Source organism: Bradyrhizobium viridifuturi (assembly GCF_001238275.1).
GTDB lineage: Bacteria > Pseudomonadota > Alphaproteobacteria > Rhizobiales > Xanthobacteraceae > Bradyrhizobium > Bradyrhizobium viridifuturi.
In genome coordinates, this window is the sequence record NZ_LGTB01000022.1 from 74,904 (window position 1) to 98,244 (window position 23,341).

The following is a 23,341-nucleotide window of genomic DNA, read 5'->3' on the forward strand; positions in this document are numbered from 1 at the left end:
TTGCGTATATACGAATATATGAATATATAGTCAACCATTATCGAATGGCCGGGACAGCCGGCGATGTTCAGAGGAGGTGCGCATGGCGGAAGTTGTCGTGATCGGAGCCGGCCTCAGCGGCACGCTGATGGCCTATGAATTATTGCCGCAGCTGGGCAGGGACGATCGCCTCAGTGTGATCTCGCAGGGGGCCGTCTATCACTTCGTCCCGTCGAACCCGTGGGTGGCGGTCGGCTGGCGCAAGCGCGAGGAGATCGAGATCGATCTCGAGGAGATCATGAAGCGCAAGAACATCCGCCTGCTGACGCAAGGCGCGAAGCGCGTTCATCCGGCGGAAAATCGCGTCGAGCTCGGCGACGGTACGTCGGTGAACTATGACTATCTCGTGGTCGCGACCGGGCCGGAGCTTGCCTTCGACGAGATTCCGGGGCTCGGGCCGCAAGGCAACACCCAGTCGATCTGCCATGTCGACCACGCGTCGCACGCAAGGGAGGCGTTCGAGCGGCTGGCCGCCAATCCCGGACCGGTGGTGATCGGCGCGGTGCAGGGCGCCTCGTGCTTCGGACCGGCCTACGAATTCCTGTTCATCCTTGAGACTGAGTTGCGGCGCCGCAAGCTGCGCGATCAGGTCCCGATGACCTTCGTCACGTCGGAGCCCTATATCGGCCATCTCGGCCTCGACGGCGTCGGCGATACCAAGGGCCTGCTCGAGAGCGAGATGCGCGGGAAGCACGTCAAGTGGATCACCAATGCCCGGGTCAAGGCGGTCGAGGCCGGCAAGATGATGGTCGAGGAAGTGGCTGAAGACGGCTCGGTTCGCAAGACCCACGAATTGCCGTTTGCCTATTCGATGATGCTGCCGGCGTTCCGCGGCGTCGAGGCGGTTCGCGGCATTGACAAGCTGACCAATCCGCGCGGCTTCGTCATCGTCGACAAGCATCAGCGCAATCCAGCCTTCCCCAACGTCTTCGCGGTCGGCGTCTGTGTGGCGATCGCGCCGGTCGGCACGACTGCCGTGCCGGTGGGCGTGCCGAAGACCGGCTTCATGATCGAGTCGATGGTGACGGCGGCGGCGATGAACATCGGCGCGCTGCTGAAGGGCAGGGCGCCGACGACACAGCCGACCTGGAACGCGATCTGCCTCGCCGACTTCGGCGATTCCGGCGTCGCCTTCCTGGCGCAGCCGCAGATCCCGCCGCGCAACGTCAACTGGTCCTCGAAGGGCGAGTGGGTGCATTACGCCAAGGTCGCATTCGAAAAATACTTTCTCCGCAAGATGCGGCGCGGCGAGAGCGAGCCGTTCTATGAGCGGTTCGTGCTCGACAAGCTCAACATCGCCAAGATCAAGGAGGTCCGTACCGGGACATGAGCGAGACGTCTCAGATCGTGTGTGGACATTGCGGGCGGACCAACCGTCTGCCGGCCGGGCGTGCCGCGGATGGCGCGCGCTGTGGCTCCTGCCATCAGCCGATGTTCACCGGCCATCCGATCGAGGTCGACGAGGAGGGCTTTACGCGCCAACTGGCGAACAGCGACGTTCCTCTGCTGGTCGACGTCTGGGCTCCGTGGTGCGGTCCGTGCCGCGCCATGGCGCCGATGTTTGAACGTGCGGCTCAACAGCTCGAGCCGAGGGTACGGCTGCTCAAGCTCAACTCCGATCGCGCCGCCGCGACCTCGTCTCGCCTCAACATCACGGGAATTCCGACGCTGCTGCTGATGCGCCGCGGCCACGAGATCGCACGTCATTCCGGGGTGATGGATGCACGCAGCATCGTTGCCTGGACCGAGGCCGGCCTCGGCCGTTCCTGATGCCACTGAAACCGAAGAGGAGTTTTGCCATGAATATCGACAAGGCCGTTCTAGCCTTCGCGGGGAGCGTCGTTCTGCTCGGCCTCGCGCTCGGCACCTACGTCAACGCCTATTGGTACCTGCTGACGGCCTTTGCCGGGCTGAACATGATCCAGGCGTCTTTCACCGGGTTCTGCCCTGCGGCGATGGTGTTCAAGAGGCTAGGATTGCGCGGCGGATGCGCGTTCAGCTAACTTCCGGAGAGAGCGATGACATACCACTTCTCGAAAACGGTCGACATGCCGTTCGATGCGGCCGTTGCGGCCACGACGGCCGCGCTGAAGAACAACGGCTTCGGCGTGCTCACGCAGATCGACGTCAAGGACACCCTCAACAAGAAGATCGGCGCCGAATTCCGCCCGTATCTGATCCTGGGGGCGTGCAACCCGAAGCTCGCCTACGAAGCGCTTACGCTGGAGGACAAGATCGGCACCATGCTGCCCTGCAACGTGGTGGTCCAGCAGCACGAAGGCGGCAAGGTCGAGATTTCGGCGGTCGACCCCGTGGCTTCGATGAGTGCGATCGAGAACCGCAAGCTCGGTGCGGTTGCCGACAAGGTTCGCGGCCTCCTGCAGCAAGTCGTTGCTGAAATCGCCTGAGGCAGTCGCAGCGGATCGCGAAGCGGCGCCAATTTATTTCGCGATCGGCGACAAGATATGGCGATCGCTGGCTGCAGGGCTGGGTGGGAATGCCGCGCATTCCGGCGCGGCGTATGCAGCCCTACACGTGAGCGAAACCCGTTGATCCGTACGTCAGGCGCGTTTCCATAGCCGCAGCAGCGGCCCGTCCCTGCCCAGCACCGGGTCGGTCGCGGGCACCGCGACCAGCGGGATCGTCCTCAGTGCGCGCGCGTGGTTCTCGGGCGTCGGCCGTTGCAGGTCCATCGGCGGGCCCGGCGGATAGGCGCCGACCACGCTGAAATCGCTGCTCGCGGACAGGCATTGATGCCCGGTGCCGGCCGGCAGGATCGCGACGTCACCGGCTGCGATCTCCAGCGCACGGCCATGCGCGCCGCCGAACTGCACGCGTGCGCTGCCGCGCGCGACGCCCAGCACCTCGTGCACGGTGGCGTGGTAATGCGCAAAGTCGTAGACGCCGTTGCGCCAGATCGCGCCCCAGCCATTGCTGCCGAACAACTGCTCGATCGTAGCCTCAGGATTGCTGCCGACGCCGACCGCGCCTTTGTAGAGCAGGAACGGCATCGGATTGTTCGGTACCAGGCCGTCGTCCTGAAAGACGAAGGTCTGGGGTTCGGCATCGGGACTCACGACCGGCATGGCGGCCTCCAGCGTTGCGCGCGGCGGCGATATCATGACCGACAAGCCGTCGGCCCGGAAGCCGTTCCCGCTAGATCTTGAACTTCAACACCTCGTCCTTGAATCTGAGCCCGTGCCCCGGCCGCTCTGGCGCGGTGATCATGCCGTTGGCGATCTCCGGCGGATCGACCCAGAGGTCGTCGATCAGCGCCATGTTCTCGCACCAGATGCCGTTCGGGATCGAGGCGAGAAGATGCACGTTGAGTTCGGGGAACAGATGCGGCGCGATGGTGATGCCGAACGTGTCCGCCAGCGTCGCGATCTTGCGCAGGTCGGTCATGCCGCCGCGCATCGGGTCGGGTTGCAGGATCGGCAGGCATGGATTGAGGAAGAACAGCCGCAGATCGTAGCGCGTGAAATGCGTCTCGCCGCCGACGACGCGCATGTCCAGCGCCGCCGCGATGCGCTGATAGCCGGCGAAATCATCGGCCGGTACCGGCTCCTCGAGCCAGTAGATATCGTACCTCTCGAACTTGCGTCCCATCTCGATCGCGAGATCGGCGCTCCAGCCCATGTTGACGTCGATCATGATGTCGATGTCGGGCCCGAGCGCCTCGCGCATGCGGCGCACATTGTCGAGGTCCTGCGCCGGGGTGTGAACGTGCGCGACCTGCATCTTGATCGCCTTGTAGCCCTGCTTGACGAAATGCAGTGCCTTCTCGATCATCCCGTCGCCGCCGGCGCCACGGAAGCAGCCGGAACCATAGACCGGGATTTCCGAGCGATAGTGCCCCCACAGCCGATGCAGCGGCAGGCCGGCGCGTTTTCCCAGCGCATCCCACAGCGCGATGTCGAGCGCCGACATCGCCATCGCGGCGATGCCGCCGCGGCCATAGGTCATCGTCGCGGTCCACAGATCGCGCCAGATCGCCTCGATCGCGCTGGCGTCCTTGCCGATGACGCGCGGGATGATGCACTCGTCGAGGCAGGCCGCGATCGACTGCATCGCCGGGCGGAACACGAACAGATAGCCCATGCCGGTAATGCCGCCTGACGTCTCGACATCGCAGATCAGGATGTCGCGCGTCGCGCCGAGCGCTGCGCCCTTCAGCCAGGGATCGTCGGCCCAGGGCAGCCGCAGCATCGTCACGCGGATGTCGCGGATGGTCATGTCGGAACTGGCTGATTTCATCGGGGTTTCCCTTATCCAGGCCGGATCATGTTGCCTGATCTCGGATAAGGGAAACTCAATCACAGAGTGCAGGCGGCGATCCAGCGCGCTTCGTCATGCCTCCAATGCGTGAAGACGCGATTGCGTTCAGGTATTCTTGGGAAGCTCGAACACCAGGCAAGTGGTCGTAGCATGCGCGATCAGCTTGCCCTTGCCGTCGGTGATGCGGGCTTCGGCGGTTGCAACCCGGCGGCCGGCGTTGAGGACCTGGCCCTCGGTGCGGATCGTGCCGGTGTCCTGGCTCATGCCGCGGACGAAGGAGATCTTGAATTCCAGCGTGGTGTAGCCGAACCCCTGTGGCAGCGTGGTCTGCACCGCAAGCCCCATCGCGGAATCCAAGAGGATCGCGGCGTAGCCGCCATGCACCGACCCGATCGGATTGTAGTGGCGCAGGCCCGGGATGCTGTGCATCACCACACGCCCGGTCTCGGCGGTGCAGTCGAACGGTTCGACATTCTCCATGATCGGCGGTTCCGGCAGGGCACGGGCGAAGATGCCGCGCACGAAGTCGAGCCCCGGCATCGACGCCATCACCTCCATCGAGGAGACACCGTAGGTGGGCTTCGGGGTGGCGCTGTCGCTCATGTCGGGCAATCCTGCTGCGTGATGATCGTCATCTTATGACGAGTAGCTTGGCAGCGTCCGCTCAGGCAAGGCGTGACAAAAGATCATGCCCGGACCTGATGGTCCGGGCATGGGGCATCTTGAAGGACTACGCCGAAGGCTGCGGGTTACGCGGCCTGCTTCTTCTGCCGCATCAGATCGGCAAAGCGCTGGAACAAATAGTGCGAGTCGCGCGGGCCGGGCGAGGCCTCGGGGTGATACTGCACCGAGAACACCGGCTTGCCCTCGAGCGAGATGCCGCAATTGGAGCCGTCGAACAGCGAGATATGGGTCTGGGTCGCGCCCTTGGGCAGCGTCGCCTGGTCGACCGCAAAGCCATGGTTCATCGAGGTGATCTCGACCTTGCCGGTGGTCTCGTCCTTGACCGGATGATTGGCGCCGTGGTGACCCTGATGCATCTTCATGGTCCTGGCGCCGACGGCGAGGCCGAGCATCTGGTGGCCGAGGCAGATGCCGAAGGTCGGCGTCCCCGAGGCGATCACCTTCTGGATCACGGGCACGGCATATTTGCCGGTCGCGGCGGGATCGCCGGGGCCGTTCGACAGGAACACGCCGTCCGGCTTCATCGCCAGGATGTCCTCGGCCGCCGTCGTTGCCGGCACCACGGTCACCTTGGCGCCGACGCCGGCGAGCAGGCGCAGGATGTTGCGCTTGATGCCGTAGTCGATCGCGACCACGTTGAATTCCGGCGCGGTCTGCTGGCCGAAACCCTTGCCCCACGCCCACGGCGTCTCGTCCCAGGTAAAGCGCTGGCCGGAGGTGACCATCGGCACCAGGTCCATGCCCTCGAGGCCGGGCCATTCGCGGGCCTCTTCCTTCAGGCCGTGCAGGTCGAACTCGCCGGTCTTGGAATGCGCGATCACCGCATTGGGCATGCCCTTGGAGCGGATCAGCGCGGTCAGCGCGCGGGTGTCGATCCCGGACAGGCCGATGATGCCGCGCGCCTTCAACCACTGGTCGAGGTGCCGGGTGGCCCGGTAGTTCGAGGGATCGGTAATCGCCGAGCGCAGGATCACGCCGCGCGCGCCGGGCGTCGCGGCCATGTTCACCGTCTCGATGTCTTCCTCGTTGGTGCCGACATTGCCGATATGCGGGAAAGTGAAGGTGATGATCTGGCCGGCATAGGACGGATCGGTGAGGATCTCCTCATAGCCGGTCATCGCCGTGTTGAAGCAGACCTCGCCGACGGCGTGGCCTTCCGCGCCGAGACCGAAGCCTTCCAGCACGGTACCATCGGCGAGCACAAGGAGCGCGGTCGGTTTGTGGTCCGGCCAGGCGGGAGCGTTTTCGGATGTTGTCATGAGCCCTTTAAATAGAGGCCGCACGCTGCGGCGTCAAAGCGAAAGGGCGCGGATTCACACGGCAATCCCGGCCGATTTGACAGGCAGGAACGGCCTTTTAATCTAAAGTTCCCTGAAGCGGCCGTTTGCTTGCCGAAAATGACCCGGTCCGGAGCTCCCGCATGGACAACACGATGCCGATCCTGCTCGTCCCGGGCCTCATCTGCTCACCGCGAATCTTTACCCCGGTCATCCCGGCGCTGTGGCGGTGCGGGCCGGTCACGGTCGCCAACCACGTCAGGGACGACAATATGGGGGCGATCGCCCGCCGCATCCTGGCCGAGGCGCCGCCGCGCTTTGCCCTAGCCGGGCATTCGATGGGCGGCTACATCGCCTTTGAGATCATGCGGCAGGCGCCCGAGCGGGTCGCGAAGCTGGCGCTGATGAGCACCCAGGCGCGGGCCGACACGCCGGAGGCGACCGCGCGCCGCCGCGGCATGATCGAGCGCGCCCGGGGCGGGCAATATCGGGACGTGGTCGACGAGCTGTTTCCGGGCTTCGTGCATCCGTCGCGGCAGGGCGATCCGGGCCTGCGCCGGACTGTTTATGACATGAGCGAGGATGTCGGTGCGGAGGCCTTCATCCGCCAGCAGAATGCGGTGCTCAGCCGGCCGGATTCGCGGCCGAGCATGGCCTGGATCAAGTGCCCGACCCTGGTGCTGACGTCGGATACCGACAACACCGTGCCGAATTCGCTGTCGGACGAGATGGCCAACGGCATTCCCGGGGCCAAGCTCGTCGTGATCCCCAATTGCGGTCACCTGCTGCAGCTGGAGCAGCCGCAGGCCTGCGCCGATGCGCTGGTTGAGTGGTTGCGGAACTAGGTTGTTCTGCCACCGTAAACTGCCTACATGAGGGGATTACTGGTTCAAGGATACAGAGATGCTGCGCGACGAGATCAACACTGCGGTCAAGGAAGCGATGAAGGCGAAGGACGAGCGCAAGCTCTCCACGCTGCGCATGGTCAATTCGACCATCAAGAACGCCGACATCGACGCGCGCGGGCAGGGCAAGCCGCCACTCTCCGATGCCGATCTGCTCGGCCTGTTGCAGAAGATGATCAAGCAGCGCCAGGAGTCGGTCGAGCTCTACGACAAGGGCGGCCGCGCCGAGCTCGCCGACCAGGAGCGCGCGGAGATCGCGGTGATCTCGGCCTATCTGCCGAAGCAGATGTCCGACGACGATGTGAAGGCCGCGATCTCGGCCATCATCGCCGAGACCGGTGCCGCCGGGATCAAGGACATGGGCAAGGTGATCGGCGCCTTGAAGGCGAAATACGCCGGCCAGATGGATTTCGGCAAGGCCAGCGGCCTGGTGAAGGCGGCACTCGCGGGTTAACGACGGAGGCTTCCGATGTTTCGTGTCGCCGCGGACAGCCTGGAAGCCTATCTCGCCTTTGATCCCGCGCGGACCGCGGATCTCGAGCAGGTCCATGCGGTGATGCGCAAGGCCGCGCCGTCGCTGAAGCGGCACTTTCATGCCGGCACGCCCGCCGGCGAGGCCGGCATGCGCATGAACATGATCGGTTACGGTCAGTTTCGCTACGCGATCAAGTCCGGCAAGACGGCGGCCTGGCCGGTGATCGGGGTGGCGCTGCAGAAGAACTACATCAGCATCTACGTCGCGGTGACCCGCGGCGGCAAGCCGTTGGTGTCCTGCTACGCCGGGAAGCTCGGCGAATTGCGCGCGGGCGGCAACAATTTCAGCTTCGAGGCGTTTGTTGATCTGAAGGCGCCCGCCGTCGCGGCGCTGTTCGCCGAGGCCGCCGATATCTTCAAGGTGGATCAGGAGAACCCGGTCCGCTACATGCAGGGAAGCTGATAGCGACAAAGTCCCCGTGAAAGCGGTGCCTCGTTGCGAAGTTCTGGATAAACTGGAGACAGGCCATGGCCGACCAGCAAGCTCCTTCCGGTCCGGATCTGACACAAGGCGTGGGCCTCTCCGACTTTCCGGGCGCGATGCTGCTCGGCCATGTCGGCGACGAGGCGGTCCTGCTGGTGCGCTCGGGGGCGGATATCTTCGCCATCGACGCGCATTGCAGCCATTACCACGGACCGCTCGCCGACGGCCTGTTGGAGGGCGAGACCGTCCATTGCCCCTGGCATCACGCCTGCTTCGACATTCGCACCGGCGAAGCGACCGCCGCGCCCGCCTTCAATGCGCTCGCCATCTGGAAGGTCGAGCGGGAGGGCGATCGCATCATCGTGCGCGAGAAGCGTGCGCAGCCGAAACCCCGCATCAATGGCGTGGTCGATGCGCCCAGCAGGATCGTGATTGTCGGCGGCGGCGCGGCAGGCTTTGCCGCGGCCGAGATGCTGCGACGGCAGGACTATCGCGGCAGCATCGTCATGCTCAGCAGCGAGACCGCACCGCCCGTGGACCGGCCGAACCTGTCAAAGGACTTCCTCGCCGGCAGCGCGCCGGAAGACTGGCTGCCGCTGAAGCCGGACGATTTCTATGCTGACACGGCGATCGACCTGAAGCTTGCGACCGAGGTCAAGTCGATCGACACCGGCCGCCGCGACGTCGTGCTCGCCGGCGGCGAAACGCTCGCTTACGACCGGCTGCTGCTGGCGACCGGCGCGGAGCCGGTGCGGCTGCCGATCCCGGGCGCCGACCAGCCGCACGTTCACGTGTTGCGCAGTCTCGACGATTGCCGGGCGATCATCGCCTCGGCCAGCGGCGCACGCCGTGCAGTCGTGATCGGTGCAAGCTTCATCGGGCTCGAGGTCGCGGCGTCGCTGCGCGCACGGGAGATCGAGGTTCACGTGGTCGGGCTGGAAGCGCGCCCGATGGAGCGCGTGCTCGGGCCCGACATGGGCGATTTCGTCCGCGCCCTGCACGAGGAGCATGGCGTCGTCTTCCACCTCGGAGACACGGTGACCGCGATCGACGGCAAGCACGCGCAGCTGAAGAGCGGGCCCGTGCTCGATGCCGATCTCGTCGTGGTCGGTGTCGGCGTGAAGCCGCGGCTGGCGCTGGCGGAAGCGGCCGGGCTCGCGATCGATCGTGGCGTGACGGTGGACGCCCATCTCGAGACCAGCGCTCCCGGCGTCTATGCGGCCGGCGATATCGCGCGCTGGCCCGATCCGCACAGCGGCCAGAACATCCGGGTCGAGCACTGGGTGGTCGCCGAGCGCCAGGGCCAGACCGCCGCGCGGAATATGCTGGGCCAGCGCGAGGTCTTCGATGCGGTGCCGTTCTTCTGGAGCAAGCATTACGACGTGCCGATCAACTATGTCGGCCACGCCGAGCAGTGGGACGAGATCGCGGTGGACGGCAGCATCGCCGGCAGGGATTGCGTGCTCCGCTACAAGCGCGGCGGGCGCGTGCTGGCGGTCGCGTCGATCTATCGCGACCTCGACAGCCTCAAGGCCGAAGTTGCAATGGAGCGGAAGGCGGCCTGACCGCTTTCTCCTCAAGGAAGGGTTTGTGGTCCGGCGGCAATGCTCTAATCTGCGGCCATGCTTCAGGAAGCCAAAACCTACGACGAGCTCTATCGCAACTTCCGCTGGGACGTCCCCGCGCGCTTCAACATGGCGACCGCGTGTTGCGATCGTCATGCTGATGGCACCGGCCGGCTGGCGCTGATCTATGTCGACGAGGATGGCGCTATCACGCGTACCTCGTTCGACGAGGTCGCGGACGCCTCGCGCCGCTTCGCCAATGTGCTGATCGCCGACGGCCTGATGCGCGGCGATCGCGTCGCGGTGTTCCTGTCGCAATCGCTCGAATTGCCGGTCGCGCATCTCGCCGCGTTCCGGGCAGGGATGATTTCGATCCCGCTGTTCGCGTTGTTCGGCGAGGACGCGCTCGAATTCCGCCTGTCGAACTCGGCGGCGAAAGCCGTGATCACCGATCAGGCCGGCTGGGAGAAGATCGCAAAGATCCGCGATCGTCTGCCCGAGCTAAAGAGCATCTACATCGTCGGCGAAGAAACGCCGCCCGGAACCAAATCGTTCTGGAGCGCGATCACTTCGGCGTCGCCGGAATTCACCACGGTCGACACCTCCGCCGACGATCCCGCGCTGATCATCTACACCTCGGGCACCACGGGCAATCCGAAGGGCGCGCTGCATGCGCAGCGCGTCGTGCTCGGCCATCTGCCGAATGTCGAGATGTGCCACAACTTCCTGCCCAGGCCGGGCGACCTGATGTGGACGCCCGCCGACTGGGCCTGGATCGGCGGCCTGATCAACGGCCTGTTCGCGTTCTGGTACCACGGCATCCCGATGGTCGGTCACCGCGCCCGCAAGTTCGAGCCGCAGGCGGCGATGCAGATGATGGCCGAGCTCGGTATCCGCAACGTGTTCCTGCCGCCGACCGCGCTGAAGCTGATGCGGCAGGCCGGCGTGAAGAATTCCGGCGTCAGGCTGCGCAGCATCTTCACCGGCGGCGAGTCGCTCGGCGGCGAATTGCTCGGCTGGGTACGCGAGACCTTCGGCATCGACGCCCATGAGGTGTTCGGCCAGACCGAATGCAATCTCGTGATCGGCTCTAACTCCAATTTGTTTCCGATCCGCCCGGGCTCGATGGGCCGCGCGACGCCGGGCTTCGATGTTCGGATCGTCAACGACAAGGGCGAGGAATTACCGCGCGGGCAGCGCGGCATCATCGGCGTGCGCCAGCCGTGCCCCTGCACCATGATCGAATACTGGCGCAATCCCGAGGCTACCGCGAAGAAATATGCCGGCGAATTCCTGTTGACCGGCGATCTCGGCGTGCAGGATGCGGACGGCTATTTCTGGTACGTCAGCCGCGAGGACGATGTCATCACCACGGCCGGCTATCGGGTCGGTCCGTCCGAGATCGAGCACACGCTGATGAAGCATCCGGCGGTCGCGATGTCGGCGGTGGTCGGCATTCCCGATCCGATCCGCACCGAATCGATCAAGGCCTGGATCGTGCTACGCCCGGGCTATGCCGCGAGTGACGCGCTGGCGCGCGAGATCCAGGAGTTCGTCAAGGTGCAACTCGCCGCCCACGAATATCCGCGCTTCGTGCAGTTTGCCGACAGCCTGCCGATGACCGCCACCGGCAAGGTGCTGAGGCGCGAGCTGCGGGCGCTGGGCTAGATTCCTTCCGGCAAGTTCGTCACGATAGATACATGCAAAAAACCGCCTCCCAGGTCCCGGGCCTGCATCGCGCCTCGCTTAGGAAACTCCACGAACTGGATGCGGCGCTGGAGCTGATGTATTACGGCTGGCGCGGGATGACGCTATCGGCCGATCAATATCTCGACACGGTTGGCCTGTCGCGTCCGCACCATCGCATTCTCTACGTTGTTGCCCGGCGGCCCGACATCTCGATCGGCTCGTTGATCGAGGTGCTCGGCATCTCCAAGCAAGCCTTGAACCGGCCGCTCGCATTGTTGCTGGAGCGCAAGCTCGTGGCGGCGAAGCGTTCGCCCGAGCAGCATCGTTCCAAATTGCTGCGCCTGACGGCAGCAGGGCAAAAAATCGAACAGACCGCGTCCAGCCACGAGCGGAAGGTCCTCCGTGACGCCTTCGATCGCGTCGGCGCGCCCGGCGCCGCCGCGTGGATGGCGGTCATGGAAGCGATCGCCGACAACAACTAGCTGCATCCTCATGTCAACATGGTTGACGTTAGGATGGCGCCATGGCAATCTTCCTGCGGTTACGCCGCAGGGAGGGCGGCAGCATGGGCGAGCAGATCATGGATCGTGAAGCGGCTGGACGTTTCGTCGAGGCATGGTGCGCCAACTGGTGCAACGTCGATATCGATGCCGTCGTCGCGCACTTTGCCGAGGATGCGGAGATGCGCAGCCCGTTGGCGCTGAAATTGACCGACGCCCCTGTGGTCGCCGGGGTCGAGAACATCCGCGCCTACTGGCGCAAGGCCTATGGAAGCATCGGGAGCGCCGACCTCAAGATCCTGAACTGGAGCTGGGACGAAACGATCGCGCGGCTGACGGTGTGGTGGCAATTGGGCGACACGCGTGCCAGCGAGTTCATGGATTTCGACGCCGCCGGCCGTGTGGTGCGCAGCGAAGCCTTCTACGGAAAATAGCCGATGCGATTTTCGAGTTTTGTCCTGCTGCTCAATGCACTCTGGTTCTGCGCCGCATTCGTCCAGTTCAGCATCGCCCAGCGCAACACGCTGAAGATCCTGGTCCCGCGCGAGGAGCGCGGAAATCCGATTGCGCCGACTTTATCGGCCAGCGTCGCGTTTCTCGGCGGGATCAACCTGCCGATCGGTCTGCTATCGCTGTATTTGCTGCTGGCAAGGCCGCCGTTCTTTCAGGCGGCGGAGGCGCAGCTTGCCTTGTTCCTGTTCTTCGCGGCGTGTCACTTCAGCCAGTTCGCCTACAATCTGCCCGTCGTGATGCGCGGCGGACGCGTCGGGGTCGCCTACTGGCCGGTCTTGAAGGGGCCGATGCTGCGGATCTTCGTCATCGACGCAACTCTGTTCGTCGCCAATCTCGCCGTCGCCCTCCTGCTCGCGTAGCAATTCAGCCCGCGGCACCTGTCGGAGTATTGATCCGCGTCAATGCGGCTCGCGCGATCACCTGCATCGATGTGCACTCAATCATTCGCGGCAGGGTTGATGTCCGTCTCTGGCAAGTTCGATCCGGTGGTGCGCAGGATCCGCGTGGCTGATATCGCGGAAGCGCTTGGCCAGGGGCTGCGCGACTTCCAGGCAGTCCCGCTCTACGGTTTGATGTTCGGCGCCATCTACATGCTCGGCGGCAACGCGATCCTGCTGTGCCTGACGGCGCTCGGCATGGTCTATCTGGCCTATCCGTTGGCCGCGGGTTTTGCGTTGATCGGCCCGTTCGTCGCGATCGGGCTGTACGAGATCAGCAGGCGTCGCGAAACGGGTGAGCCGATCACGCTCAGCGCGATCTGGTCGAAGCTGCGCTCGCGCGGCGAAATCGGCTGGATGGCGTTCGTCACGCTGTTCGTCTTCATCATCTGGATGTACCAGGTGAGGCTGTTGATCGCCCTGATCCTTGGGCTCAGCGCCTCCTTTGCCAGCCTTCACGACTTTCTGACCGTGGTGCTGACCACCAATGAGGGTCTGTTGTTCCTCGCCATCGGCAATGCGGAAGGCGCGGCGTTGTCGCTGATCCTGTTCTCGCTGACGGTGATATCGTTCCCGCTGCTGCTGGATCGCGAGGTCGACTTCGTCACCGCGATGATCACGAGCGTGCGCGCGGTGGTGACGAGCCCGCTACCCATGATCGGATGGGCCGCGGTGATCGTCGCGCTGCTGATCGTCTCGGTGGTCCCGTATTTCCTCGGACTTCTCGTGACGATACCCGTGCTGGGCCACACCACCTGGCATCTCTACCGCCGCATCGTGGTCCCGGTCGGCTCCCTTGCGGATCCGATCCTGCGCAGGGAGTGAACCTCAGGTCGGCATCGGAATCCCCAATTCCTTCAGTGCCGCCATCATGCGCTGCGGAGGCTGCATCGGGATCACCATCGCCTTGCCGGTCTCCAGCATGCTCTTCAGGCTGGAGAGGATCGCCGGCCAGCCGGCGCGGCCGCCGGACAGGATGTCGTCGCTGATCGGGCGGTCATGCGATTGCAGCAAGGTCAGCTTGACGCCGTCGCCGGCCGGCTCGATCTCCCAGGTGACGAGTGTCGGCCCGAGCTTCTCGACGAGCTGCGGCCAGTTGACGTTGAAGGTCACGGTCAGCCGCCGCAGGGGATCGCACTCGATCACCTCGCCGGAGATGTGCACGGCGCCGTCCGGCGTGCGCACGATGTAGGCGCCGCCGAGGCGAAGATCGACCTCGACCGCGTTGCCGGAGAAGTACTGCAGGCTGAACTCGGCGTCCGTCAACGCTTGCCACACCTTCTCCGGGGTGGAAGCGATGTAGATCGCGTAGACGATCGCCGGTTTGAATGTCTCGATGTTCATGTCCGCACGTGTCCTTCGATAGATCTTCATTGTCATTCGAAGCCGTCGATTCCGAGCGCGGCCGGCGGGATCGCGACCGCCTTGCCGGTTTCGAGCAGGCTCTTGAGAGCGGACAGGATCGCAGGCCAGCCCCTGGAAATGCCGTCGAGCAGCTTGCTGCCGACACCGAAGCCCTCATGGGTCACGGTCAGCTTCACGATCTTGCCGAACGGCTCGAGCGTGAACACGACCTTGGTTGCCGGCTCCTTGCGCAACTCGGGGTCGGCCTCGTGCTTGAACGTGTAGGAAAGGCGCCGCGGCCGGTCGGCCTCGAGGATCTCGCCGGTGTCGGTGGTCTTGCCGCTCATCACCAGCGCGAGCGGCGAGCCGACCTTCCAGTCCGATTGCAGCTCGGTGTCGAACCAGTACTGCCGCGTGAACGTGCTTGAGGTCAGCGCATCCCACAGCTGCTCCGGCGTGGTCTCGATGTAGGTGACGTAGGTGAATTCGGGCTTAGGCATGGTAGGGCTCCCTGGCGCCGCTCGTGAGCAGTTCGGCCGGCAGTTCGCGCCCGGTCTCCAGGAAGCTCTTCAGGCTCGCGATCACCATCGGCCACCCGCCGGAGATGTCGCGCAGCGTCTTCGGGCCGAGATTGTCGTGCGTCATGGTCAGCTTGACGACGCCGCCGTGTGGCTCGATGTCGAAGGTCACGCGCGAGACCTGCTCGCGCTCGACGCCTTCCTTCACCACGTCCCAGCTGTAAGCCAGCCTCTTGGGTGGATCGGCGATCAGCACCTCGCCCTGCACGGCGCGGCGGCCGTCCTTGCTGAGATGATGCGGCGAGCCGACCTTCCAATCGGAGGTGGCGCGATAGCCGAACCAGAAGCGTTCGGTGAACTCGCTCGATGTCAGCGCGTGCCACAGCTTCTCGGCCGTGGTCTCGATATAGGTGACGTAGACGTAGTCCGGTTTACTCATCACGCTTCTCCAATTGTCGCTTCAATTCGCTGAGCGCGGCGAGCTTGCCGCGCTCGAACTTCCTGATCCACCGCTCGCCGATCTGATGGATCGGAACCGGGTTGAGATAATGCAGCTTCTCGCGACCATGCTTGATCGTGGTGACGAGGTTTGCCTCCTCGAGAATCACAAGGTGCTTGGTGACGGCCTGACGCGTCATGTCGAGCCCATCGCAGAGCTCGCCGAGCGTCTGCCCGTTCTGATCGTGAAGCCGGTCAAGCAGCGTCCGCCGTGAGGCATCCGCGAGCGCTTTGAAGACTTCATCCATGGGTTGGATAATAGGCAACCAAATGGTTGCATGTCAAGAGCGTGTGTTTTGGCATCGATATCGCCGTGCTAGCGTCACGCGCAGCCAACGCAGATTGGCAGGGAACTCGGGGTGGTGCGCATGGGTGGTCGCGTTACGGCGGTTTGCTGCACATTCTTTCTCGCTCTGTTCGCACATGGTGCGAGCGCCCAGCAGAAGATCGGCGATCCGCCAGAAGCCTCCAACATGAGGCTGGTTGGAACCAACGATCTGCAGGCGCGCAGCGCCTATCAGCCGACCATCCATCACCAGGGCGATCGCTGGATCGCCTATATCGGCCACCACGGCGGCACCGACGACATGCCCGATCCGGTCAACCCGATGACCGGCAGGCCCGAACCAAATGGCACCTCGATCGTCGACGTCACCGATCCCGCGCATCCGAAGTACTTGCGACACATCCCGGGCCAGGAGGGCAAGTACGAATCCGGCGGCGCGCAGATGGTGCGGGTCTGCAACGGCAAAGACCTGCCGAAGGGCGATCGCAACGCGGTCTACATGCTGCGCACCTTCGGCAGCGAGGCGCATGAGATCTGGAACGTGGCCGACCCCGCCAATCCCGTGCTGCTCGCCCGGATCGGTGACGGGCTAAAGGACACGCACAAGAATTTCTGGGAGTGCAACACCGGCATCGCCTACCTGGTTTCGGGCGCGCCGGATTGGCGCACCCGTCGCATGACGCAAATCTATGATCTCTCCGATCCCGCACATCCCGTGAAGATCAGGGATTTCGGTCTACCCGGGCAGGAGCCGGGCGCGATCGGCGCGGTGCCGACCGAACTGCACGGCCCGATCTCGACCGAGCCGCAGGGCAACCGGGTCTATTTCGGCTACGGCACCAACAAGGGCGGCTTCCTGCAGATCGTCGATCGCGAGAAGCTTCTGAACGGGCCGAAGGACCCGACGCCGGACAATCTGAAATTCCCGGAGATCGCACGGATGCCGCTGTCGGCGATGAACGGCGCGCACACGGTGTTCCCGATGCCTGGCATGCCGATCGCGGAATTCGCGCACGACAAGGACGGCAAGACCCGCGACATCGTGATGATCGTGGACGAGGCGATCCAGAATGAATGCGGCGAAGCGCGGCAGATGGTGTGGTTCGCCGACGTCACCACCGAGGCGCAGCCGATGATGATCTCGAGCTACACCGTACCGGAAGCCTCCGGCGGGTTCTGCGAGCGCGGCGGCCGGTTCGGCTCGCATTCGTCGAACGAGAGCATGGCGCCGGTCTATTACAAGAAGCTCGCCTTCATCGCTTTCTTCAACGCCGGTGTCCGCGCGCTCGACATCCGCGATCCCTATCACCCCAAAGAGGTCGGCTACTTCATTCCCGCAATCACCGCGGCGACCGACAAGCGCTGCGTCACCATAGACGGCAAGGCGCGCTGCAAGGTCGCGATCCAAACCAACAATGTCGAGACTGACGATCGCGGCTACATCTATGCGGTCGACCGCGCCAATACCGGCCTGCACATCCTCGAACTGACCGGCGCGGCACGCGCCATCGCCGGTCTGCCGTGAGCTTTTTCATGACGCGCTCGTGGCCGCTCATCGTGGCGATGTTCCTGGCGCTCGGCGGCCTCTCGGCCGTGGCCGGTTACGAGATGGCGCCGCCGCGGGCCGCGCATTGGCGCGAGATCGCCTGGCCGTTCCCGCGCGACGGTTGGCCCGCCGGCCGCGCCTTCCGTTGCGGCTCCACGGAGTGCGGCACCGAGGTCGAGGTCTATCTCAGGCCGAAGCTCGGCTTCTGCAACTGCGACAGCGGCGTCGCCGATGACGATGAGGTCGACCGCGTCGCCGATGTCGACATGATCAGCCCGCGGTTTGTGCCGCGCAAGGCGGGCGACGCTGTGCGGGTGGCGGACATGCCGGGACGGATCAGGGCCTATGATCTCGATGGCCACCGCACCGCGATCGGCATCGCGGTGTCGCATCGCTGCGATCTGATGGCGGTGGCGGCGCAGGGGAGTGGTGATGCCGCGCGGGTCCAGCAAACGACGTTGAAGTTTCTGGAGGGGCGAGAGATCAGAACGTGGATGGCCGCGGCCATGGAAGGGCGTTGAGCGCCGCGCTCCCATTCACCTCGCCCCGCCTGCGGGGAGAGGCATAGGCCGCCTTCGGCGGCCGTCCCAAAGAACGCCGAAGCGAAGCTTCGGCTGTGTCGCATCGTCGGATGCGATCCGGGTGAGGGGGACAGGTTCAACCCGCAAGAGCGGGGCGAGGGAGCAGAGATGTTTCCTTGTCGGCTGCTCGCGTGCATAATGGCAGCAAAGAACCAGAAGAGCCCCCCATGTCCCTGCAAGCCTATTTCGCCTTCGTCGCCGCCTGCATCGCGCTGGCGCTGTTGCCCGGTCCGATCGTCACGATGGTGATCGCCAACGGGCTGCGCTACGGCACGCGCGCTGCGCTCACCAACGTGCTGGGCGCGCAGGTCGGGCTTGCGATCGTGATCGGCATCGTCGCGGTCGGCCTGACCTCGCTGATGGCGACCATGGGCTATTGGTTCAACTGGGTGCGCTTTGCCGGCGCCGCTTACCTGGTCTGGCTCGGCATCAAGCTGATCCGCTCGCCGGTCGAGGGCGTAGGCACCGACGACAAGCCGCCGCCGCCGCGCGGCGGCTTCTTCCTGCAGGGCTTTCTGGTGCTGCTCTCGAACCCGAAGGTGCTGGTGTTCTTCGGCGCGTTCATTCCGCAGTTCATGGATATGGACAAGCCGCATCTGCCGCAAGTGGCGCTGCTCGGCGTCACCTTCATGGCGACCGCGGTGCTGACCGATGCCGCCTACGCGCTGGCCGCCGGCCGCGCCCGAAAGTTCTTCTCCAAGGAGCGGACGCGACTGATGTCGCGCATCTCAGGCGGCTTCATGATCGGCGGCGGCATCTGGCTGGCGCTGACCCGGGCGCGGTGAGAGTCTGCGCGCCCTCTGCTTCACCTCTCCCCGTAAGAACGGGGCGAGGGAGCGCAGCGCCGTCGCTCTCCGACCTGGTCGCATCACGCGCTACGTCGCGATCCGCTCCATTACGTCGCGCACCAGGCCGGTTAGCAGCTCGAGCTTGTAGCCGGTCATCGGCAGCGGCTTGGCTCCCGATGTTGCCAGCTCGGCGGCTTGTGCGATGGTCGCGGCAGTGGCCGGCTTTCCCTCCAGCGCAGTCGCGCATGCGGTGAGCTGCAGCGGCACCGGCGCGATGCCGCCGACGGCGATGTGGACCTCTCGGAATGTGCCGCCTGATATCACCGCCCGCGCGCAGACCTCGACCAGCGGCCATTCCGCATAGGAGCGGCTGATGGCGCGCTTGTAGTGCGCGCACTCGCCGGCGAGCGGGGCAGGGAGCTCGATCTGCTCGATCCGTTCGCCCGGCGCAAGCAGATTGTCGGCCGCGCCGTTGCTGCCGTCGCCGAGCAGGTCGGTGATCGACAATCCGCTGCGCCGGTCGGTGGTAACCTTTGCGCCATAGGCCATCAGCGCCATCGCCATCGTCGACGGATGCGGCGCCACGCACGGACCGAGATCGAACGCGACGTGATAGAGGTGGTTGCCCGATCGCGCCGGGCAGTCGGCGCCGCCTTTCTTGAGGCAGGCGATCTGCGGATTGCGGTAGTACCAGCAGCGCGAGCGCTGCGCGAGGTTACCGCCGAGCGTCGCCATGTGCCGTATCTGCGGCGTGGCGAGCCCCAGTGCGGCAGCCGTGATGCCGGGATAGGCTTGGGCGAGCCGCGCGTCCGATGCGATCGCCGCGATCGCGGTCAGCGCGCCGACCCGCGCCGAGCCGTCCGCATTCCACGCGACCCCGATCGTCTCGGGACTGGCGGTGAGATCGATCACCTCTCCGCACGACAGGCCGCTGCGGCGGCGCTCCGACAGGTCGGTGCCGGCGGCACGGAATTCGGGGGCGGTCATTGCCGGTGCAGTTGCGGCGCTCATGCGGCGGTCCTCCCCTTCAGCGCGGCGACGATGCGGTCGGGCCGGATCGGAATCTCGGTGAGGCGGACGCCGATCGCATCGTGGATCGCGTTGGCGACCGCGGCAGAGGTCGGCACCGTCGAGGCCTCGCCGATGCCGACGCTGTTGCCGAGCACATGGTCGAAGCCGGCTTCGTCGAAATGCACATCGATCTCCGGCGTGTCGGCGATCCCCGGGATGCGATAGTCCTCCATCCCCGCGGTCAGCACGTCGCCGGTCTTCGGATCGAGCTCGCGCGCTTCGTAGAGCGCGTAGCCGAGGCCCTGGATCACAGCGCCGCAGGCCTGGCTGCGCGCCAGCGCGGGAGAAGCGATCTTGCCGACCGCGATGCCGGTGTGGACGTTGAGCACGCGGACATGGCCGAGCCAGGTGTCGACCTCGACCTCGATCACCTGCACCGAGCTCGGCACGCCGGCGCCGACCGCGATGTTGGAGAAGCGGCGCATCATCCAGCCGAACACCATGCCCATCAGGCCGACCTCGCGCAGCGGCGAGCGGATGCCGGGCGCGGTGTTCTTGCCGTCCTCGCCGCGCGTCTCGACGACGGCGATATCGGGCGAGCGCGCGATCAGCTCGCGCCAGGGCGCGTTCGAGCCGGGCGCAGGCTTTCGTGTCGCCTGTTCGAGGATTTGAGCCTTCAGTTTCCGCACCGCCTGCAAGGTCGGCGGCATCACCGAGGCGGTGACGCGGCTGCCGCCGGAGCCGGGCCCTTCGGGCAGCGAGGAATCGCCGATCCGCACATCGATGTCAGACGGTTCGAGATCGAACTCGCGCGCGATGGTGTCGGCCAGCACGCTGCGGGTGCCGGTGCCGATGTCCTGCGTCGCGGTGCTGGCGACGATGCGGCCGGCCTTGACCGCGACCTCGACCTTCACATTGGGCTGCCAGAGATAGAGCCAGTAGCCGGTGGCGACGCCGATGCCGCGGCGATAGCGGCCGGTCTGTGCCGGTTTGCGATTGCGCCAGATATCGAGCCCGGAGGCCCAGTCGTAGAGCCGCTGGCGGTTGGGATCGGGATCCCAGCGCTTGCGCAGGGCGATCGGATCGACCTTGAGCCGCTGCGCGGCCTCGTCGATCGATTGCTCCACCGCGAAGGCCATCGGCGGCCCGCCGGGGCCACGGAAGGCGGCGCCGGGCGGCAGATTGCTGATGACGTCGAAATCCGACAGGTCCTTTGCCTCGGCCGGATAGATCAGCCGTGCCAGGCCGGCGATGGTCGAATTGGTCGCGGCGCCCGTATCGGCATGCGCAGTGACGGAGAGCGCCTTCAGGCCGCCCTGGTCGGACGGCAGCAGCGCGACCTTCAGCTCCGCGGCCGGCCGATAGCCGGCGACCGAGAGCTCCTCCTGCCGGTCGTAGGCAACGCGCACCGGCGCCTTCGCCTCGCGCGCCAGCTCGATCGCAGCAATCGTCTCCGTGCCGAGGCTCGCCTTCGATCCGAAGCCGCCGCCGACGTGATCGGCGATGACACGGACCTTGTCGTGATCGAGCTTGTAGCGCTTGGCGATCTGCTCCTTCAGGTGAAACACCTGCTGGGTCGAGGCGTGCAGCGTCAGCCGGTCGCCGTCGAAGCGCGCCACCGCGGCATGGGGTTCGAGGCAGACATGCTGCTGCGTGGCGGTGCGGAAGGTGGCTTCGACCAGGAGCTTGTTATTGGCCTGGCGTGCCTCGTCGACCCAGCTGCGCGCCTTCTTGGCGCGGGTCGAGAACACCGCGGTCGGGCCGCGGATGTTCTGCTTCCACGGCGCCGGGCCGCCGGCCGCCTCCGAGACGTTGCCGGCCCGCTTGCGGCTCGCCTTGTCGAACACCACTGGCGCGCCGTCCTTGCGTCCGGCGTCGAGCCCGACCACCGCCGGCAGCTTGTCGTAGGTCAGCTTGATCGCAGCGAGCGCGGCCAGCGCCGTCTTGCGGTCCTTTGCCGCGACCGCCGCGATCGGCTCCCCGACATAGCGCACGACCTTGTCGTCGCCGAGCAGCGACACCGCGGTGACGCCCGCGAGCGCGCGCGCCGGAGCCAGATCGAGCGCGGCGATGCGCGCATGCGCCTCGCGCGAGCGCAGGATCAGGCCTTCGAGCTGGCCGTCATGGTTGATGTCGACGGTGTATTTCGCCGCGCCCGTCACCTTGTCGCGCGCCTCGATGCGGGGCGCTGCGACATGGTCGCCGTCAAAGCGGCCGGCGCAGGCATCCGCGACCGCGCGGAAAATCCCGTCATAGGCGCCGCAGCGGCAGAGATGGCCGGACAGCGCCGCGCCGATCTCCTCGCGCGAGGGCACCGCCGTTCCCCTGGTCGCGCGCCATTGGTCGCAGAACGCGGTCGCCTCAACGATGAAGCCCGGCGTGCAGAAGCCGCATTGCAGGGCGTCATGCGCCATGAACGCCTTCTGCACCGGATGCAGCCCTGCGGCGCCGATGCCCTCCACCGTCGTCACCGACTTGCCGGCCGCGGCCTGCGCCGGCATCAGGCAGCTTGCGACCGGCGCGCCGTCGACCAGCACCGTGCAGGCGCCGCAGACGCCGGCGCCGCACACCAGCTTGGTGCCGGTGAGCTTGAGCTGGTCGCGCACGATGTCGATCAGCAGCGCATCGGGATCATCGGGCAGGGATTCGACGCGGCCGTTGACGGTCGTCGTGGTCATGACTGTCCTCCAGTTGTCCTGCGTGTCGGCTTCTTTGCGGGCGCCGCCTTCTTGGTGGGCGGCTTCTCGGATTTCGGTACGACGCCCGCGCAGAGCGTTCGCACCATGATCGCCATGTCCTTCAGGAACGCGTCCGCCGGCTGCATTGCCGGGTACTGCGATTTCGCTGCGTACATCGACATCTCGACCAGCCGGCCGAATTCGGCCGGCGACAGGTCTTGCGGCAGCGCGAGCTGCTGCCGGCGCACGTTCCGCGCGATCGTCGCGACCATCCGCTCCGCATATCGCGCCGCATAGGTCTGGTAGAGGTCGCGGGCGTGCACGAGGTGTTCGGAATACAGTTCCTCGAGATGCGGCGAGCCATCCAGCGATCCGATCATGGTCGACATCCGCGCGGTCATGCCCGCGGCAAGGATGTCGCCGAGATTGCCGCCCGCCGTCTCGGCTTCGGCCACGGCTGCCTCCTCGGCAGCGATCGCGGATTCATGGATGCGCTCGATCACGGCGCGGAACAGCGCTTCCTTGGATTCGAAATGATGATAGAGCGCCTGCCGCGTCAGGCCGGCCGCCTCGGCGACCTGCTCGATCGAGGAGCGGCGAAAGCCGTGCCGGCGGAACACCAGCATGGTGGCATCGAGGATGCGGGTCTTCGGTCCCATTTGACGAATTTGACAAATATAGGAGAATTGTCAAATCGCGATTTGGTGAGGCGGCCCGCCGCGGCGCCCGCACCCGTGTGAGCCGCGTCACGGATCGTCCCGCCCGGCCTGCGTAAAGCTTCGTCATGCAAGGGCGAGCCCGATCGCCCGGCGCTTGCGAGGATACGGACATGACACAGGTCTATTTCCATTGCTCGAATACGCGCGGCGTGCTGATGGATCGCCGCGGCACCTCGGTCGACAACCTCTCCGAGGCCTGCGAGGCCGCGACCCGCATGATGCGCTCGCTGGTCGCGACGGTCAGTCTGGAAGACTGGCGCGACTGGGCCGTGCATGTCAGCGACGAGGCCGGCGAGGAGATCGTCATCCTGCCGTTCGCCTTCGTTCTCGGCAAACCGCACTGAGAGGCAGCCATGCCGTCATTGCTGCCTCTCTGCCGCCGCCTGAACGCGATCGCGACCGGCTGGCAGAATCTGATCGCGCGAATTCGCGATCCCTACCGCCCCGAGCTCCACTACATGCGCGGGCCGGGCCCCAAATGGCGCGCCAAGCACGCCGTTCACGCCGCGGCAGCCGGCTGAACGCGG

29 protein-coding genes are annotated in these 23,341 nt (G+C 65.5%); 18 read left to right on the top strand and 11 right to left on the bottom strand.

The window, feature by feature from the left end:
* Nucleotides 1–82 precede the first annotated feature (82 nt).
* The 4 genes from ALC15_RS20765 to ALC15_RS20780 are packed head-to-tail and all read left to right on the top strand — an operon-like array spanning nucleotide 83 to nucleotide 2,447.
* Entirely contained in the window at nucleotides 83–1,369 is a 1,287-nt protein-coding gene (locus ALC15_RS20765; protein ID WP_050628854.1) for an NAD(P)/FAD-dependent oxidoreductase, read from the top strand.
* Nucleotides 1,366–1,809 (top strand): thioredoxin TrxC, encoded by a 444-nt coding sequence (gene trxC, locus ALC15_RS20770; protein WP_050628855.1) that lies wholly within the window; start codon nucleotides 1,366–1,368, stop codon nucleotides 1,807–1,809. Before ALC15_RS20765 ends, trxC begins: the two co-directional genes overlap by 4 nt.
* Nucleotides 1,810–1,838: 29 nt before the next feature.
* Nucleotides 1,839–2,042, top strand: coding sequence for a YgaP family membrane protein (locus ALC15_RS20775; RefSeq protein WP_050628856.1), 204 nt, complete (start codon nucleotides 1,839–1,841; stop codon nucleotides 2,040–2,042).
* A gap of 15 nt (nucleotides 2,043–2,057) precedes the next feature.
* Nucleotides 2,058–2,447: a DUF302 domain-containing protein gene (locus ALC15_RS20780; protein WP_050628857.1), complete on the top strand. Its 390-nt coding sequence runs from the start codon at nucleotides 2,058–2,060 to the stop codon at nucleotides 2,445–2,447.
* Nucleotides 2,448–2,600: 153 nt separating this feature from the next.
* Here ALC15_RS20780 and ALC15_RS20785 read toward each other — a convergent pair whose 3' ends face one another.
* From ALC15_RS20785 to carA, 4 genes are all read right to left on the bottom strand, one after another.
* A complete protein-coding gene (locus ALC15_RS20785) occupies nucleotides 2,601–3,125 on the bottom strand; it encodes a hypothetical protein (protein WP_050628911.1) in 525 nt (174 codons plus the stop codon).
* A gap of 70 nt (nucleotides 3,126–3,195) precedes the next feature.
* Nucleotides 3,196–4,296 carry a mandelate racemase/muconate lactonizing enzyme family protein gene (locus ALC15_RS20790; RefSeq protein ID WP_050628858.1) on the bottom strand — a complete coding sequence of 367 codons (1,101 nt, stop codon included), beginning with the start codon at nucleotides 4,294–4,296 and terminating at the stop codon, nucleotides 3,196–3,198.
* Between the two features lie 126 nt (nucleotides 4,297–4,422).
* Nucleotides 4,423–4,920, bottom strand: coding sequence for a PaaI family thioesterase (locus ALC15_RS20795; protein WP_050628859.1), 498 nt, complete (start codon nucleotides 4,918–4,920; stop codon nucleotides 4,423–4,425).
* A 146-nt stretch (nucleotides 4,921–5,066) separates the two neighbouring features.
* Nucleotides 5,067–6,260 carry a glutamine-hydrolyzing carbamoyl-phosphate synthase small subunit gene (gene carA, locus ALC15_RS20800; RefSeq protein WP_050628860.1) on the bottom strand — a complete coding sequence of 398 codons (1,194 nt, stop codon included), beginning with the start codon at nucleotides 6,258–6,260 and terminating at the stop codon, nucleotides 5,067–5,069.
* Between the two features lie 161 nt (nucleotides 6,261–6,421).
* Here carA and ALC15_RS20805 point away from each other — a divergent pair, with 161 nt between their 5' ends.
* The 9 genes from ALC15_RS20805 (at nucleotide 6,422) to ALC15_RS20845 (ending at nucleotide 13,670) form a co-directional block, all read left to right on the top strand.
* Nucleotides 6,422–7,123, top strand: a complete 702-nt coding sequence (locus ALC15_RS20805) for an alpha/beta fold hydrolase (protein ID WP_050628861.1) — start codon at nucleotides 6,422–6,424, stop codon at nucleotides 7,121–7,123.
* A 58-nt stretch (nucleotides 7,124–7,181) separates the two neighbouring features.
* Entirely contained in the window at nucleotides 7,182–7,637 is a 456-nt protein-coding gene (locus ALC15_RS20810) for a GatB/YqeY domain-containing protein (RefSeq protein ID WP_050628862.1), read from the top strand.
* Nucleotides 7,638–7,652: 15 nt separating this feature from the next.
* Nucleotides 7,653–8,120, top strand: coding sequence for a hypothetical protein (locus ALC15_RS20815; protein WP_050628863.1), 468 nt, complete (start codon nucleotides 7,653–7,655; stop codon nucleotides 8,118–8,120).
* Between the two features lie 65 nt (nucleotides 8,121–8,185).
* Complete coding sequence (locus ALC15_RS20820; protein WP_050628864.1) at nucleotides 8,186–9,706, top strand: FAD-dependent oxidoreductase; 1,521 nt, start codon at nucleotides 8,186–8,188, stop codon at nucleotides 9,704–9,706.
* A gap of 57 nt (nucleotides 9,707–9,763) precedes the next feature.
* A complete protein-coding gene (locus ALC15_RS20825) occupies nucleotides 9,764–11,374 on the top strand; it encodes an acyl-CoA synthetase (RefSeq protein ID WP_050628865.1) in 1,611 nt (536 codons plus the stop codon).
* A gap of 32 nt (nucleotides 11,375–11,406) precedes the next feature.
* Nucleotides 11,407–11,877, top strand: coding sequence for a MarR family winged helix-turn-helix transcriptional regulator (locus tag ALC15_RS20830; RefSeq protein ID WP_050628866.1), 471 nt, complete (start codon nucleotides 11,407–11,409; stop codon nucleotides 11,875–11,877).
* 83 nt (nucleotides 11,878–11,960) lie between these two features.
* On the top strand, nucleotides 11,961–12,329 hold the full coding sequence (locus ALC15_RS20835; RefSeq protein ID WP_050628867.1) for a nuclear transport factor 2 family protein: 369 nt from the start codon (nucleotides 11,961–11,963) through the stop codon (nucleotides 12,327–12,329).
* 3 nt (nucleotides 12,330–12,332) lie between these two features.
* Nucleotides 12,333–12,767 carry a hypothetical protein gene (locus tag ALC15_RS20840; RefSeq protein WP_050628868.1) on the top strand — a complete coding sequence of 145 codons (435 nt, stop codon included), beginning with the start codon at nucleotides 12,333–12,335 and terminating at the stop codon, nucleotides 12,765–12,767.
* A 99-nt stretch (nucleotides 12,768–12,866) separates the two neighbouring features.
* A complete protein-coding gene (locus ALC15_RS20845) occupies nucleotides 12,867–13,670 on the top strand; it encodes a DUF2189 domain-containing protein (RefSeq protein WP_050628869.1) in 804 nt (267 codons plus the stop codon).
* A gap of 3 nt (nucleotides 13,671–13,673) precedes the next feature.
* Here ALC15_RS20845 and ALC15_RS20850 read toward each other — a convergent pair whose 3' ends face one another.
* From ALC15_RS20850 to ALC15_RS20865, 4 genes are read right to left on the bottom strand one after another with little or no spacing between them, the layout of a single operon-like run.
* On the bottom strand, nucleotides 13,674–14,189 hold the full coding sequence (locus ALC15_RS20850) for an SRPBCC family protein (protein WP_050628912.1): 516 nt from the start codon (nucleotides 14,187–14,189) through the stop codon (nucleotides 13,674–13,676).
* A 32-nt stretch (nucleotides 14,190–14,221) separates the two neighbouring features.
* Complete coding sequence (locus ALC15_RS20855; protein WP_050628870.1) at nucleotides 14,222–14,689, bottom strand: SRPBCC family protein; 468 nt, start codon at nucleotides 14,687–14,689, stop codon at nucleotides 14,222–14,224.
* Nucleotides 14,682–15,146 carry an SRPBCC family protein gene (locus ALC15_RS20860; RefSeq protein WP_050628871.1) on the bottom strand — a complete coding sequence of 155 codons (465 nt, stop codon included), beginning with the start codon at nucleotides 15,144–15,146 and terminating at the stop codon, nucleotides 14,682–14,684. The genes ALC15_RS20855 and ALC15_RS20860 overlap by 8 nt, the downstream gene beginning before the upstream one ends.
* Complete coding sequence (locus ALC15_RS20865) at nucleotides 15,139–15,453, bottom strand: ArsR/SmtB family transcription factor (protein WP_028343393.1); 315 nt, start codon at nucleotides 15,451–15,453, stop codon at nucleotides 15,139–15,141. The genes ALC15_RS20860 and ALC15_RS20865 overlap by 8 nt, the downstream gene beginning before the upstream one ends.
* A 120-nt stretch (nucleotides 15,454–15,573) precedes the next feature.
* On the opposite strand from ALC15_RS20865, the gene ALC15_RS20870 reads away from it, so the two are divergent.
* The 3 genes from ALC15_RS20870 (at nucleotide 15,574) to ALC15_RS20880 (ending at nucleotide 18,403) form a co-directional block, all read left to right on the top strand.
* Nucleotides 15,574–17,016, top strand: coding sequence for an LVIVD repeat-containing protein (locus tag ALC15_RS20870; protein WP_050628872.1), 1,443 nt, complete (start codon nucleotides 15,574–15,576; stop codon nucleotides 17,014–17,016).
* 8 nt (nucleotides 17,017–17,024) lie between these two features.
* A complete protein-coding gene (locus tag ALC15_RS20875; RefSeq protein WP_050628913.1) occupies nucleotides 17,025–17,558 on the top strand; it encodes a hypothetical protein in 534 nt (177 codons plus the stop codon).
* A 227-nt stretch (nucleotides 17,559–17,785) separates the two neighbouring features.
* A complete protein-coding gene (locus ALC15_RS20880) occupies nucleotides 17,786–18,403 on the top strand; it encodes a LysE family translocator (protein ID WP_050426284.1) in 618 nt (205 codons plus the stop codon).
* A gap of 90 nt (nucleotides 18,404–18,493) precedes the next feature.
* Here the strand turns inward: ALC15_RS20880 and ALC15_RS20885 are convergent, their stop codons facing one another.
* Genes ALC15_RS20885 through ALC15_RS20895 form a run of 3 tightly spaced genes read right to left on the bottom strand, consistent with a single transcriptional unit; the run spans nucleotide 18,494 to nucleotide 22,754 of the window.
* Nucleotides 18,494–19,417: an FAD binding domain-containing protein gene (locus ALC15_RS20885; RefSeq protein ID WP_050628873.1), complete on the bottom strand. Its 924-nt coding sequence runs from the start codon at nucleotides 19,415–19,417 to the stop codon at nucleotides 18,494–18,496.
* Complete coding sequence (locus ALC15_RS20890; RefSeq protein ID WP_050628874.1) at nucleotides 19,414–22,095, bottom strand: molybdopterin-dependent oxidoreductase; 2,682 nt, start codon at nucleotides 22,093–22,095, stop codon at nucleotides 19,414–19,416. The genes ALC15_RS20885 and ALC15_RS20890 overlap by 4 nt, the downstream gene beginning before the upstream one ends.
* Nucleotides 22,092–22,754: a TetR/AcrR family transcriptional regulator gene (locus tag ALC15_RS20895; protein ID WP_050628875.1), complete on the bottom strand. Its 663-nt coding sequence runs from the start codon at nucleotides 22,752–22,754 to the stop codon at nucleotides 22,092–22,094. Before ALC15_RS20895 ends, ALC15_RS20890 begins: the two co-directional genes overlap by 4 nt.
* Nucleotides 22,755–22,924: 170 nt before the next feature.
* On the opposite strand from ALC15_RS20895, the gene ALC15_RS20900 reads away from it, so the two are divergent.
* Together ALC15_RS20900 and ALC15_RS44850 are read left to right on the top strand one after the other, a co-directional pair.
* Complete coding sequence (locus ALC15_RS20900; protein WP_050628876.1) at nucleotides 22,925–23,158, top strand: DUF6894 family protein; 234 nt, start codon at nucleotides 22,925–22,927, stop codon at nucleotides 23,156–23,158.
* 9 nt (nucleotides 23,159–23,167) lie between these two features.
* Nucleotides 23,168–23,335: a hypothetical protein gene (locus tag ALC15_RS44850; protein ID WP_167350157.1), complete on the top strand. Its 168-nt coding sequence runs from the start codon at nucleotides 23,168–23,170 to the stop codon at nucleotides 23,333–23,335.
* Nucleotides 23,336–23,341: the final 6 nt, after the last annotated feature.

Coding starts and splice junctions, on each gene's coding strand:
- trxC (WP_050628855.1), top strand. CDS start 1,366: ATGAGCGAGACGTCTCAGATCGTGTGTGGACATTGCGGGCGGACCAAC.
- ALC15_RS20870 (WP_050628872.1), top strand. CDS start 15,574: ATGGGTGGTCGCGTTACGGCGGTTTGCTGCACATTCTTTCTCGCTCTG.
- ALC15_RS20860 (WP_050628871.1), bottom strand. CDS start 15,146: ATGAGTAAACCGGACTACGTCTACGTCACCTATATCGAGACCACGGCC.
- carA (WP_050628860.1), bottom strand. CDS start 6,260: ATGACAACATCCGAAAACGCTCCCGCCTGGCCGGACCACAAACCGACC.
- ALC15_RS20855 (WP_050628870.1), bottom strand. CDS start 14,689: ATGCCTAAGCCCGAATTCACCTACGTCACCTACATCGAGACCACGCCG.
- ALC15_RS20865 (WP_028343393.1), bottom strand. CDS start 15,453: ATGGATGAAGTCTTCAAAGCGCTCGCGGATGCCTCACGGCGGACGCTG.
- ALC15_RS20780 (WP_050628857.1), top strand. CDS start 2,058: ATGACATACCACTTCTCGAAAACGGTCGACATGCCGTTCGATGCGGCC.
- ALC15_RS20810 (WP_050628862.1), top strand. CDS start 7,182: ATGCTGCGCGACGAGATCAACACTGCGGTCAAGGAAGCGATGAAGGCG.
- ALC15_RS20815 (WP_050628863.1), top strand. CDS start 7,653: ATGTTTCGTGTCGCCGCGGACAGCCTGGAAGCCTATCTCGCCTTTGAT.
- ALC15_RS20885 (WP_050628873.1), bottom strand. CDS start 19,417: ATGAGCGCCGCAACTGCACCGGCAATGACCGCCCCCGAATTCCGTGCC.
- ALC15_RS20890 (WP_050628874.1), bottom strand. CDS start 22,095: ATGACCACGACGACCGTCAACGGCCGCGTCGAATCCCTGCCCGATGAT.
- ALC15_RS20875 (WP_050628913.1), top strand. CDS start 17,025: ATGACGCGCTCGTGGCCGCTCATCGTGGCGATGTTCCTGGCGCTCGGC.
- ALC15_RS20775 (WP_050628856.1), top strand. CDS start 1,839: ATGAATATCGACAAGGCCGTTCTAGCCTTCGCGGGGAGCGTCGTTCTG.
- ALC15_RS20820 (WP_050628864.1), top strand. CDS start 8,186: ATGGCCGACCAGCAAGCTCCTTCCGGTCCGGATCTGACACAAGGCGTG.
- ALC15_RS20900 (WP_050628876.1), top strand. CDS start 22,925: ATGACACAGGTCTATTTCCATTGCTCGAATACGCGCGGCGTGCTGATG.
- ALC15_RS44850 (WP_167350157.1), top strand. CDS start 23,168: ATGCCGTCATTGCTGCCTCTCTGCCGCCGCCTGAACGCGATCGCGACC.
- ALC15_RS20835 (WP_050628867.1), top strand. CDS start 11,961: ATGGGCGAGCAGATCATGGATCGTGAAGCGGCTGGACGTTTCGTCGAG.
- ALC15_RS20880 (WP_050426284.1), top strand. CDS start 17,786: ATGTCCCTGCAAGCCTATTTCGCCTTCGTCGCCGCCTGCATCGCGCTG.
- ALC15_RS20805 (WP_050628861.1), top strand. CDS start 6,422: ATGGACAACACGATGCCGATCCTGCTCGTCCCGGGCCTCATCTGCTCA.
- ALC15_RS20785 (WP_050628911.1), bottom strand. CDS start 3,125: ATGCCGGTCGTGAGTCCCGATGCCGAACCCCAGACCTTCGTCTTTCAG.
- ALC15_RS20765 (WP_050628854.1), top strand. CDS start 83: ATGGCGGAAGTTGTCGTGATCGGAGCCGGCCTCAGCGGCACGCTGATG.
- ALC15_RS20850 (WP_050628912.1), bottom strand. CDS start 14,189: ATGAACATCGAGACATTCAAACCGGCGATCGTCTACGCGATCTACATC.
- ALC15_RS20845 (WP_050628869.1), top strand. CDS start 12,867: ATGTCCGTCTCTGGCAAGTTCGATCCGGTGGTGCGCAGGATCCGCGTG.
- ALC15_RS20795 (WP_050628859.1), bottom strand. CDS start 4,920: ATGAGCGACAGCGCCACCCCGAAGCCCACCTACGGTGTCTCCTCGATG.
- ALC15_RS20825 (WP_050628865.1), top strand. CDS start 9,764: ATGCTTCAGGAAGCCAAAACCTACGACGAGCTCTATCGCAACTTCCGC.
- ALC15_RS20895 (WP_050628875.1), bottom strand. CDS start 22,754: ATGGGACCGAAGACCCGCATCCTCGATGCCACCATGCTGGTGTTCCGC.
- ALC15_RS20790 (WP_050628858.1), bottom strand. CDS start 4,296: ATGAAATCAGCCAGTTCCGACATGACCATCCGCGACATCCGCGTGACG.
- ALC15_RS20840 (WP_050628868.1), top strand. CDS start 12,333: ATGCGATTTTCGAGTTTTGTCCTGCTGCTCAATGCACTCTGGTTCTGC.
- ALC15_RS20830 (WP_050628866.1), top strand. CDS start 11,407: ATGCAAAAAACCGCCTCCCAGGTCCCGGGCCTGCATCGCGCCTCGCTT.